We start from the raw sequence: 11,394 nt of genomic DNA, 5'->3' as shown, positions 1-11,394 counted from the left end.
TGGTTGCGGGGGCAGGATTTGAACCTGCGGCCTTCAGGTTATGAGTTTGTAGGCAAGAGCTACGCCCTGCCACGAAATTCCCCGACGCATCCCGAAGAACCACTACTATCCTATTATTTTAATTGAATAAGTCGTTCATTTTGGCTCTTCTGTCTACGCTTACTCACGCTGACGTTTCAATCCCATTTGCATCCTATACGCATCCTGTGGAGGCAGCCATGCCCCGGATATCAAAGCGCATAATCGCCACCCTCCAGCCTGCTGAGAAGGACTACATCGTCTGGGACGATCAGGTCGCCGGCTTCGCCCTGCGGGTCTGGCCTTCGGGTCGGATGAGCTACGTGGTTCATTATCGAGCCAATGGCCGGTTCCGACGTTATACGATCGGCCATCATGGTCCCTGGACGGCAGACAAAGCACGCGATGAAGCGATTAAAATCCTCGCTCGTGTGAAAGACGGCAACGACCCAAACACCGAACGCGGCGAAGAGCGGACCTCCCCCACAATCAGTCAGTTCTGCAAGACTTTCATTGAACGGCATGTAAAGACGCATCTGAAATCAACCACACAAGCCGAATATCAACGCGCGATTGACCTGTTCATTATAAAAAAAATTGGCAGCCGGATGGTGGCCACCCTGACCCACTCGGATGTGGTCGCATTCCACCACGCCTATCGCCATATCCCGTATCAGGCGAACCGGACTCTGGGTGTGCTGTCGAAAATGTTCTCTCTGGCAATCCTCTGGGGTGTGCGGACAGACAACGTCAATCCATGCAGGGGCGTGAAACGCTATAAGGAGCAGAAGCGCGAGCGCTACCTCACAACAGAAGAACATCAGCGTCTTGGCAAAGCACTCGACGACGGCCGTTCCGCAATGCCGGAAGCCGTCAACGCGTTCCAACTCCTGCTTTTAACCGGTTGCCGCCTGCGGGAAATCCAACGTCTGAAATGGGAATATGTTTTTCTGGACGAAGGGATAATCAGATTACCTGACAGCAAAAATGGTGCCCGCACGGTTCAGTTGGGCGAGAGTGCGATCGGCTTGCTTGGAGACATCACGCGGGTTGAGGGCAATCCCTATGTCATCACGGGACGGAAAGACGGTGGTCACCTGACCGATCTGGAGAAGCCGTGGCGGCGCATCCGAAAGGAAGCCGGGCTGCATGATGTCCGCATTCACGATCTCCGCCATTCCTTTGCATCCGATGCGCTGGAACTCGGCGAGGATCTGGTCATGATCGGGAAACTGCTGGGTCATCGCGATCTCAAATCGACCGCACGTTATGCTCACCTCAAGAAAGAACCAATCCAGCGTGCAGTCAAAGGGATCGATTTGAAAATTTTTACGGCACTTGTTTCAGGAGGCAGCGAGAGCAACATCTGAACACGTCAATTATGCCCTGCCTCACAGAACTATTTTTAAAAATACCTAAAAATATATTCGGCTTTGTTGCACAATTCACTGATTGGTCGTGCTGAACGCTCTTATGTTTTTTGTTATACGACCGCCTAAGTGATTGAGGTTCCGAGCGTTGTGAAGCGGTTAAAAGTAGCAACGTGGATGTGAACTTCGGCGATCTTCCACGTATTTGCGAAACAAAGCCGCCGCCAAGCCAAAATGGGCTCTTCAAGCATCCTGGTAGGAATGCCTGCCATGTGTGTGCAATATCGGGTTGACAGGCTCGCAACCACAATGGATTTTATAAAAAGTCTACCGTGACAGGAGCATATGTTTTCAAAAGATGGCCCATGCCATACATCCTGCGCCCCGCTCTTCATTGAGCCGCTGGTTTCTGGTCGCGTTCACGCTCATGGGCTTTCTGGGGCAACTCCTGATCCAGAGTCAGGCAATGCCGGGAGAGATGCCTCGTGCTACCATCCTGCGCCTGACAGGCATTGATATCGCTCCACATGTTTATCACACGCCACATAAGCACTCCGTCTGTGCGGATATGCCTGGCATGACAATGGACAATGTGACGCAGGCTGTGTCAGCCGACAATGAGGGCGACCACGACCACATGTCCGGGCATCCTTCTCATCACGATGGAAGCTGTCCGTTATGCCCTCTCCTGCACCTGCCAGTATTCCTGTTCACAGCTCTCGTTATCTTGCTGGCACTGGCGTTTATTCGTTGGCAACGCCACGTCAACATCGTTAACCCCCGTGCTCCACCTGTCATCACACTTGGTGTTCCTTTCTCCTGTGGCCCCCCTGTGTCTGCGGTCTTCTAGCGCCCGCAGGCTGTTTAAGCTGTCATTCATCGACCGTACGCGTTCACTTAACGCATAGTGCGTCGCTGACGTCATAAACTAATGACGAAAAAGACAATGACCGTCCTGCTGGCTGAACGATATTCTCAGCTCAGGATCAGCTTCCATGTTTTCGACACATGTTTGCGCACGCAGGTTCCATCGCGCGCACTTACTTTCAGCCGCCGCAATTTTTCTTATCCCGTCCTTCGCGGCGCATGCCAATGAACTGCCCGGAAAAGAGCGTGAGAGTGCCGCATCAACCAGGCAGGCGGCGATTAAAAAAACTCCGGAACAGTCATCACGAAACACGTCAAAACAACTCGGCGCTCACGTAAAAACAGGAGCAGCCGTCCCTATATCCAGCAACGCAGCTGAGCGGCTCGTTGTCACAGCCACGCGAACGCCACAGCAGATCCAGGACGTTCCCGCCTCGGTCAGCCTGATAACACGTCAGGACATCCAAATGAGGCAATCTTCCACGATTTCAGATGCCCTCAATCGCTTGCCTGATGTCGATATGGTCGGCACGGCGCGTATGGAAGGTCAGGTTCCCCAAATCCGTGGGTTTGCGGGACGCGAGATCATTTTGATGGTCGATGGCGCACGGCGTAATTGGGATTCCCAAGGGATTGAAGCGCCGCTTTATATCGATCCCGCCTTTATCCAGAGTGTAGAAGTTGTCGCCGGATCAGCGTCCACTCTTTATGGAACAGGTGGTCTCGGCGGAGTTATGTCAATTAAGACTATTGACGCAAAGTCCCTTCTGAAACCGGGTCAAGGCTTGGGCGGAGAAATTGATGGCGGCTATCAAAGCGCCAACGGAAATGGGAAGGGATCAGCAAAAATATACGGAAAATGGGGCAAGTTCGATGCGCTTCTTGCTTATTCTGGGCAAACCTTCAACTCGATACGATTAGGGGGCGGCGAGAGACTTTCACCCAATGACGGGCAAAGCCACAGCGCACTACTTAAACTTGGATATGACATCAATGACCGAATTAGAATAGATTTTGGTCAGCAATTTTATCTTGATGAAAACTATAGATCTTCAGTGCCACAAAAAGGTCCTTCCACTTACCACTGTTCTACCTGCCAAGAGCAAAATGTCCGACAGGACGAGTCAACATTGCACCTCACAACACGTAACGAGCAAGGCGAGGAAGATGGAAGGCTGACCCTTTACAGAACGAAAATGGCCTCAAAGCAGGTGCCGAACAGCATGGACTCTAATGGCGGGTCCACTGTCCTTGAGACCTATGGTTTCGACTTACAAAAATCATACTTTCGTAATTTCGGATTGTTTGGAAGACATAAATTTACTGGAGGCGTAAATTACTACCGCGATTTTTATACGTACACCACATCTGGTTCAAATACACCCAACGCACAACAGCAGGTATATGGGGTTTACGGGCAAGATGAAATAAAATTTCGCCACCATGTCACTCTTTCCCCTAGCTTGCGTTACGATAGATACAATACCTTTCCTGAACACGGGAAAGGTCTCTCAAATAGCTCAAACGGTGCTATTCTTCCAAAAATAACATTATCGTGGCAACCAACACGCGAATGGATGATATATCTCAGTTGGGGGAAAGCTTATAATGCTCCCACCCCAGCGCAAAGCGACATGGATTTGACAGGCAATCAATGGTTCGCAAATTTTGTTTCTAACAAAAATCTAAAACCCGAATCTGCCAAAACATACGAAGGCGGATTTACTTATACAAAGAGCGCACTGTTTAGCGAGCACGATCGTGCGAGCGTCCGCGCTACAGGTTTTTACGAAGACGTAACCAATCTCATTCAAGAAGTTGCTATCGGGCGTTTTAATGGAAAATATGGGAAAAACAGACCCATTTATCAATATCAGAACGTTGGACACGCCACACGTTACGGTATTGAGCTACATAGTAATTACGACATAGGAAACTGGGGGTTTGATCTGAGCTTCAGCCACATAAGAGTCACAAACGCTCGGACCGGTGCTGGGTTGTACTCGCCTCCAGATAAAGTTGCCGCTGATATGCGTTACCGTTTTCCGAACATCGGACTGACTTTAATGTACAGCCTCATGGCCGTAGACGCTCAGAACTACGATGCAACTATTATTCGTCGGCGTCCCGGCTATATGGTGCACGACATACTCGCAACCTGGGCACCTCCTCGCAAGCCTTGGCGAATTAATTTTGCTGTTACCAACTTATTCGACAAGGAATACAGTATGTATAAAATGGCTTCCACAAACGTTGATTTTCCTGAAGTAGGTCGCAGCTTTCGCTTTGATCTATCATATAGATTTTGACAATCGCCAGGAGGTTATTCTGAAATAAATCAAATTATTACACGTAATTCCATTGATTTATTTCCTGTTTTTATGTATAATTAGACGCCACATAGAATGTCTATTGTGGTTACTGGAGGTATGAAATGACTATTACTATAACTATACTTAAAACCAAACAAATTTCTGTACCTGTCCGGGCCGGACTGCAGTGTGGTTCGGGTGTCTGCGGTTATAACGCTTAAAACAATACAGAGACTGGCGCCTTTCCGCGCCAGTCTCGCCCTAGGAGGTATACGATGTGTAACGGTTCTATTGGCATAAATTTCACTGGCGGCCAATCTTACTCATCTATTATGTCCCTTATTGACGAGGGACATATAGATTACGTCGAACTCCTGATCGACAATTTTTTACATCTCAATCCAACAGAAATTGCAAAGAAATTTCCTTGCCCTGTCGCATTCCATATTATGCAATCCCGTTTTTTGGAGCGAGGTGAGGAAGAATTAAAGTATATATCAAGCAGAATAACGCAAATGTCTGAGGCGTTTCAGCCACTTTATATTTCCGATCATATCGCACTTTTCGAGCATAACGGAACTAATTTTTATCAACTCGCCGAAATAAATTATGCAATAGGGTCAATATATTTTGATAAAATTCGGCGATGGCAGGATATGCTTGGTCATACTCTATATTTAGAGAATTATCCTTCACTGCTCGACGGTTCTTATGAAGCTCCAACTTTCTTCGAGCATATATCAAAGAAAACTGAATGTAATGTGTTGTTTGATATATCCAATGCTGTTTGTGCCTCTAGGAATACGGGCGCAGACATAGACGACTGGAAGAATGTAATATCGAAAACGCTACACTATCATGTTGCAGGATACACTCCAGCACCAAGCGATAATAATATTTTAATTGATTCACATTCGGAGCAAATTTCATCAGAAACGGAGATCTTCATAGATCGTTATGCTGATCTGTTTTTTCGTGAAAATACTACAATTACTTACGAACGAGACGGAAATTTTGATTACGACCTTATAGTGGAAGATTTAAACAGCCTTCGCTTGAAATCGAAAAACCAGAGTGTATACAATGAACAATCATAGAAAATATTTGCGTGATATCGATGTCATAGACTTTATGTCGCGCCCAGATCAGTTTTCTTTGTTTTCTGACAACAGGCGCGCGTTGGTGCGATTAGATATTGCGTGGCGCGGTTATTGGCATGCTCTTTATGATCCATGTCCATCCCTACTGGATTTTTCTGGTGATCAAGACGGATTCAATATTTTTCGGCCCTTTATGAGGTGGGGTTCTGAGCGAAAAATTTGTTTTGGTTGGCCATTACACCTCTGGGTTATCATTTGGTTGCAAGAAAATGAGATGCTGAATAGTTCTAATTCCGAAATCATTCTATCGGAATTGGCGGGAGCTGCAGCTGCTCGGTGGGCCATATCTGATCGCACAGAAGCACTAGGCATCGCCATTTACCGCGGTATCAAACAAAACTGGACTGTCGGCTGGAAGTGCCGTGCGGTAGATCTGCAACGAGAAATTCAAGAAATTGAAATTGGTGCGGATTTAAGCCCGGAAGATGATATTCCGTCGTATTTCCTTATTTTTGATAACAAAATTTCTGTATTCCCTGGATGGAGCCGCATACTGTGAGCAATTTGACCTATGCGCCGTCAGTGTATAGAATAAATTTTTTTTTGTTATTCATTGGGATGGGTCTATTTATTTTCCCGGCCTTTTCTTCAAACGAAGCCCACGCAGCACCAAAGCTCGGGCGCCTTACTTTCCAGGCGGCATTCGGAAACCAGCCGGTAAGTTGTGCTAGAACCATAAGCCCGGTGGGGACAAGCGACAATACGGTCCGCATCAACGATCTACGCTTCTACATCCACGATGTGGCGCTGCTCACGAAGGACGGCCGTGCGGTGCTGGTCAAGCCAGGGCCGTCCGGCCTCTGGCAGCGTGACGGGATAGCGCTGATCGACCTGATCGATCGCAATATTCCATGCAGCGATACGACTCCGTCGCCGAACTCGGCTATCAGTTTTGTTTGGCCGCAAGGCCATTTCACCGGCCTGCGCTTCACCGTTGGGCTGCCTATGGCCGCCAATCACGGCGATCCTACGATTGCACAGCCACCACTGAACATGACGAGCATGTTCTGGACCTGGCAGTCAGGATATCGTTTTTTCACGCTCGACATCACGATGATTCCGAAGCCTGGCGACAAAGCGCGACCGCACGGCTTCCCTGTCCATATCGGGAGCACCGGCTGTGTGTCCGCCAGCGCAGTCGAGGCGCCGAAGGGCGTGTGCACGGCCTCGAACCTCGTCATGGTCACGCTGCCGGAGTTCGATCCGGCGCATCAGACCGTGAAGCTCGACATAAGTCGACTGCTCGCTCTGAGTAATGTCAGCACCAACCAGATTAATAGTGCGCCAGGTTGCATGTCTGGACCGGACGACAAGGATTGCGCAGGTGTGTTCCGTGAGTTCGGCCTGCCATTCGGATCAGAGACCTCTCCGCCGGCTCAGTCGGTATTTCGGGGTCGATAAGATGCGCACGTTATTTCGCAAAGTTCTCCAGATGGCCCTTCTGGGTGGGGGGGCGCTGCTTCTATCGGCCGCAACCCGGCCCACGACGTGGCATTGGGACATCCCCTCCTGGGCGCCTGCGCCAGTCGTCCCGTCCGACAATCCGATGAGGGCAGAGAAGGTCGCACTGGGGCGGCGGCTGTTTTATGACAAACGGCTATCGGAGAATGGGACGCTCGCCTGCGCGTCGTGCCATCTCCAGAAACTGGGCTTTGCCTCTGGTGTCCCGACGCATGTAGGCGCGCATGGCGAGCCGGGACTACGCACGCCGATGCCACTGGCGAACGTAGCCTATCTGCCGAGCTACACCTGGGCCAATCCACAGCTCACCACTCTGGAAAAGCAGATGCTGATCCCGATGTTCAGCGACCAACCGGTCGAGCTGGGCATGGGCGGCCAGGAAAAGGCGCTGTTCGCCCGGCTCTCGGATGATCCCTGCTATGCGCGCCTGTTCCGTGTCGCCTTCCCCGAGGCGAAGGGCGCGATCACACTCTCCACGGTCACGAAGGCGATTGCATCCTTCGAGCGCACGCTGCTGTCCTTCGACAGTCCCTACGACCACTCGCTGCATGGCGACAAGACGGCGCTGTCCCCGGCCGCGCAACGGGGCGAGGCGCTCTTCTTCGGCGAGAAGCTCGAATGTTCGCATTGCCATAATGGCCTGAATCTGACCGACAATATCCGCGCGGCTAACATGCCCTTTCCAGAAACAGGCTTTCACAATACCGGCTTGTATAACGAGGACGGCAAGGGGGCCTATCCTGCCAGTGATCACGGGCTGCGGACAGTGACAGGCAATGCAGAGGACGAGGGGAAATTCCGCACGGAAAGCCTGCGCAATGTGGCTCTGACGGGTCCATATATGCATGATGGCTCCATCGCCACGCTGCACGACGTGCTGGCAGCACATTACTCGAAGGGAGGTCGGTCGGCGACAGGGCCACACGGAGAGAACCCGTTGCGCGACCAGTTCATAGAGCCGTTCGATATCAGCGAGGCGGAGATCGCGGACGTGATCGCCTTCCTGAACTCCCTGACGGATCAGAGCTTCCTCACCAACCCGGCGTTCTCAGATCCAGGAAAGACCTGCCCTTTGGCTCTGCCCTCAGCCTCTTCCTCTGGTAAAGGCGCACAATGATGACTTCGCGACTGGTGTACGGCTTATCGCATCTTAGCAACTCCGCCATGTCATCAGGCGTCGATATGGTATCTGGATCTGGTGTCTTCGTCTTCGATTCTTCGGGTAAAGACTATATCGACGCGGTGTCGGCACTGTTTTGCGCCACGCTCGGCTTTCATAATGAACGCCTGATCGAAGCCGCCACACGCCAGATGCGAGAGCTGCCAGTCTATCCCACCGCGCTAAACCGGACGGTCCCTGTCGTCCACGCGCTTGCGGACGCGCTCAGCGCGGCAGCGCCGATACCGGACGCTCACGTTCTTTTCGCCACAACCGGATCGGAAGCAATCGAAACTCTCATTAAAACGACTTGGTATATCAATAAACAACGAAATCCAAAACGGCATAAAATAATCACGCGTCGGGGGAGCTACCATGGATCGACGATATTTGCCACGAGACTTGGCGGGATCGAAAGCATTATCAATTCATTCGATCTGACGGGTGACGATATTCTGTATGCTGCGCAACCCCGCTGGCCACGTGACGCGTTGGCTGGAGAAACAGAAGAAGATTATGCGCACCGACTGGCTCGGGAACTGGCAGAACTGATAGATCAGACGGGTGCTGAAAATATCGCGGCATTTCTCTGCGAGCCAGTCTCGATTGCTGGCGGCATGTACCCAGCGCCGGAAGGATATTTTGAAGCAATCCGCAACGTCTTGTCGATGCGCGATATTCCTCTTTATTTCGATGAAATCGTGACGGGCTTCGGTCGAACCGGAAAGATGTGGGGAAGCCAGACCGTCAACCAGACGCCCGACTGCCTCGTCGCATCGAAGGGGCTTTCAGCGGCCTATCAACCGATTTCGGCGGTCGTCATGAATGATGATTTTCACTCCGCATTGGTGGACTGCTCGATTATGCATCATGGGTTTCATCATGGCGGCACATATCACGCACATCCTGTTGCCGCTGCCGTCGCCCTTGAAACGCTAAAAATCTACGAGGATGAAAGAATAGTTGATCATGTGCGGGATATTTCGGAACATTGGATAAAGATGATTTCGAAACTTGCGGCACACGAACTGGTCCGATCCACACGGACAATCGGATTATTAAGCGCGATTGAAGTCGGATTCCGTAGCTACAGGGAGCTTGATTTCCGAAATGATGAGAAGAGAGACATAAAACGGTCAGTTGTGAAAGCGTGTATGGAACACGGCGTCCTGATAAGAATCTCATACGACAGCATAATTTTAGCACCTCCTCTCATTATTTCTAAAAAAGACATTGATGAGCTTGAGCAACGCATGACGAAAGCTTTCAATACTGTTCTGTTTTCAACAGCATAGCTGCCTCGAAAGTATCCCTTTCTTTGGTCAATAAGAGACTTTCTTCTCTGAAAATCTTTGTCTTTCTGCTGTAATTCACACCAAGCAAGGAAAGTAAACATGACTTCTATCCGTAAAATCGTTGCCTCTATGTGTCTCGCAGGGAACTTCGTTCTGCAGATGGCGGACCCTGCCTATGCACATGCCCACCTGAACGCCGAAATACCCGCTGCGGATAGCACGGGAACGGCACCGCAGAGCCTGACGCTAGGCTTTACTGAAGCAGTAGTTGTCAAGCTCACGGGCGTCGTTGTCACTGGCCCCAAGGGTAATGTTATAGAAACAGGAAACGTTGCCCTGTCGGATGACGGCAAGACTCTGACGATCCCGCTCAAAATTGAGCTCGTGCCTGGACGATATTCCGTAACCTGGCACGCCCTTGCCGTCGATGGACACAAGACTCATGGCGTCTACGGGTTCACAGTTACTAACCGATGACACCGGATGCTTTCCTGATCCTATGTCGCGCCGCACGAGACAGCCTGGCGCTCTTTCTTACAGGTAGCCTGCTTTTTGCAGGGTGGCTGGCTCCGCGCGAACTCGGAAACGCACTCTCTGCCCGCCTGGGAAAGTTTTGGGCATGGGGGAGCGTTTTTACGACGGTAATAGTCGTTGCAACACTGCCAGCCGAAGTCTCCGAGGTCGGAGATGGATGGCAGGATGCCTTCTCGCCGACTTTAAGCAAAGCCGTGCTTGTTGACACCACCATTGGACAGGCATGGATCATTCAGGCCGTAGCTGGCGTCTGTCTTATACTTCTAACTTGGCGTAAATGCGGCGCGGTCCTGTCGGTCATACCCGCATGCGTGCTTCTGACGGCGACAGCCTTGACAGGTCACGTGCGCATGATCGGTGTGGGCGCGATGTTCTTCCAGGCCGTGCATTTGCTTGCAGGTGGTTTCTGGTGCGGGGGCCTCATCCCCGTTGCCATGCTTGTCAGTGATACACGAAAAAAGAAGTGGGATTGCTCCATGCAAGTGGCGTTAGCACGTTACTCGGCTGCGGGGCATATCGCGGTGCTTCTGGTCCTGCTTACCGGCTCTGGACTCGGCCTGAATATCCTGGGGGGATGGCCGAAGCATGTCACTGTCTATTCTACACTACTCATTCTCAAGCTGGGATTAACGAGCGGTATGATCTGTATCGCCTGCGTCAACCGCTATGTTTACGTGAAAAATCTACGCCAGAAAAGAAACATCACGACCAACCTTGAATATCTCCAACGTGGAACAATAGCCGAAATTGCATTTGCTGTTGCTGTTATTGCAATTGTTGCCGTTGCTGGGCGAATGGACCCGACAACCTTATCTCTGCCTACAAACTAGAGTTATGCCTGCATATCTATAGATGTTAATAAATATAAATATGAATTAATTATGGTATATAAGACATATATAAATATTACATTATATTTTTCATGTATACATAAATTATATTATTGTGCGTTACAACACTCACACTACAAACTGTCGAATTTTAATTTGTATGAGAGGAAAGAAATGGAATGGTAAGACACCCTCCTCTTGATCTACGGGAACTGCAATGCGTATGCGCAATTGCTCTTCAAGGAAGCATCCATGGCGCGGCACGCGCTCTAAATTCCAAACAGTCCGCAGTCAGTCGTTCACTTCGGCTACTTGAGGAGCGCGTCGGAATTCAGCTTTTCCGCAGGACATCATCTGGCACAACGCCTACGCCAGTCGGCGAAGCATT

Annotated in this window: 12 protein-coding genes; all 12 read left to right on the top strand. The window is 50.5% G+C overall.

Features of this window, described 5'->3' with window-relative positions:
• Positions 1-218 precede the first annotated feature (218 nt).
• The gene (locus tag OQZ28_RS16400; RefSeq protein ID WP_034931190.1) at positions 219-1,388 is read left to right on the top strand and encodes a site-specific integrase; all 1,170 of its coding nucleotides are present in this window, start codon (positions 219-221) and stop codon (positions 1,386-1,388) included.
• A gap of 358 nt (positions 1,389-1,746) precedes the next feature.
• Entirely contained in the window at positions 1,747-2,238 is a 492-nt protein-coding gene (locus OQZ28_RS16395) for a DUF2946 family protein (protein WP_039735297.1), read from the top strand.
• Between the two features lie 145 nt (positions 2,239-2,383).
• The gene (locus tag OQZ28_RS16390) at positions 2,384-4,564 is read left to right on the top strand and encodes a TonB-dependent receptor domain-containing protein (RefSeq protein WP_084758426.1); all 2,181 of its coding nucleotides are present in this window, start codon (positions 2,384-2,386) and stop codon (positions 4,562-4,564) included.
• A gap of 125 nt (positions 4,565-4,689) precedes the next feature.
• Positions 4,690-4,788, top strand: coding sequence for a methanobactin (mbnA, locus tag OQZ28_RS16385; RefSeq protein WP_082770916.1), 99 nt, complete (start codon positions 4,690-4,692; stop codon positions 4,786-4,788).
• A gap of 54 nt (positions 4,789-4,842) precedes the next feature.
• Positions 4,843-5,664: a methanobactin biosynthesis protein MbnB gene (gene mbnB, locus OQZ28_RS16380; protein ID WP_010517450.1), complete on the top strand. Its 822-nt coding sequence runs from the start codon at positions 4,843-4,845 to the stop codon at positions 5,662-5,664.
• Positions 5,651-6,226 (top strand): methanobactin biosynthesis protein MbnC, encoded by a 576-nt coding sequence (gene mbnC / locus OQZ28_RS16375; protein ID WP_010517452.1) that lies wholly within the window; start codon positions 5,651-5,653, stop codon positions 6,224-6,226. Before mbnB ends, mbnC begins: the two co-directional genes overlap by 14 nt.
• The gene (locus tag OQZ28_RS16370) at positions 6,223-7,128 is read left to right on the top strand and encodes an MbnP family copper-binding protein (protein ID WP_458136655.1); all 906 of its coding nucleotides are present in this window, start codon (positions 6,223-6,225) and stop codon (positions 7,126-7,128) included. The genes mbnC and OQZ28_RS16370 overlap by 4 nt, the downstream gene beginning before the upstream one ends.
• Before the next feature lies 1 nt (position 7,129).
• Positions 7,130-8,305 (top strand): methanobactin export MATE transporter MbnM, encoded by a 1,176-nt coding sequence (locus tag OQZ28_RS16365; protein WP_084758428.1) that lies wholly within the window; start codon positions 7,130-7,132, stop codon positions 8,303-8,305.
• A gap of 47 nt (positions 8,306-8,352) precedes the next feature.
• A complete protein-coding gene (locus tag OQZ28_RS16360) occupies positions 8,353-9,642 on the top strand; it encodes an aminotransferase class III-fold pyridoxal phosphate-dependent enzyme (protein ID WP_242407789.1) in 1,290 nt (429 codons plus the stop codon).
• A 99-nt stretch (positions 9,643-9,741) separates the two neighbouring features.
• Positions 9,742-10,119: a copper homeostasis periplasmic binding protein CopC gene (copC, locus tag OQZ28_RS16355; protein WP_039735299.1), complete on the top strand. Its 378-nt coding sequence runs from the start codon at positions 9,742-9,744 to the stop codon at positions 10,117-10,119.
• Entirely contained in the window at positions 10,116-11,006 is an 891-nt protein-coding gene (locus OQZ28_RS16350; protein ID WP_039735300.1) for a CopD family protein, read from the top strand. The genes copC and OQZ28_RS16350 overlap by 4 nt, the downstream gene beginning before the upstream one ends.
• Before the next feature lie 179 nt (positions 11,007-11,185).
• Positions 11,186-11,394 (top strand): LysR family transcriptional regulator (locus tag OQZ28_RS16345; protein ID WP_458136654.1); only part of this gene is annotated, 209 nt, incomplete at its 3' end.

The organism is Komagataeibacter sp. NFXK3 (assembly GCF_054182245.1).
This window is presented reverse-complemented; position numbering and strand designations above follow the sequence as displayed.

Bases quoted from the DNA above. Each gene is read 5' to 3' on its own strand.
- OQZ28_RS16400 (WP_034931190.1), top strand. From the start codon at position 219: ATGCCCCGGATATCAAAGCGCATAATCGCCACCCTCCAGCCTGCTGAG.
- OQZ28_RS16395 (WP_039735297.1), top strand. From the start codon at position 1,747: ATGGCCCATGCCATACATCCTGCGCCCCGCTCTTCATTGAGCCGCTGG.
- OQZ28_RS16390 (WP_084758426.1), top strand. From the start codon at position 2,384: ATGTTTTCGACACATGTTTGCGCACGCAGGTTCCATCGCGCGCACTTA.
- mbnA (WP_082770916.1), top strand. From the start codon at position 4,690: ATGACTATTACTATAACTATACTTAAAACCAAACAAATTTCTGTACCT.
- mbnB (WP_010517450.1), top strand. From the start codon at position 4,843: ATGTGTAACGGTTCTATTGGCATAAATTTCACTGGCGGCCAATCTTAC.
- mbnC (WP_010517452.1), top strand. From the start codon at position 5,651: ATGAACAATCATAGAAAATATTTGCGTGATATCGATGTCATAGACTTT.
- OQZ28_RS16365 (WP_084758428.1), top strand. From the start codon at position 7,130: ATGCGCACGTTATTTCGCAAAGTTCTCCAGATGGCCCTTCTGGGTGGG.
- OQZ28_RS16360 (WP_242407789.1), top strand. From the start codon at position 8,353: ATGTCATCAGGCGTCGATATGGTATCTGGATCTGGTGTCTTCGTCTTC.
- copC (WP_039735299.1), top strand. From the start codon at position 9,742: ATGACTTCTATCCGTAAAATCGTTGCCTCTATGTGTCTCGCAGGGAAC.
- OQZ28_RS16350 (WP_039735300.1), top strand. From the start codon at position 10,116: ATGACACCGGATGCTTTCCTGATCCTATGTCGCGCCGCACGAGACAGC.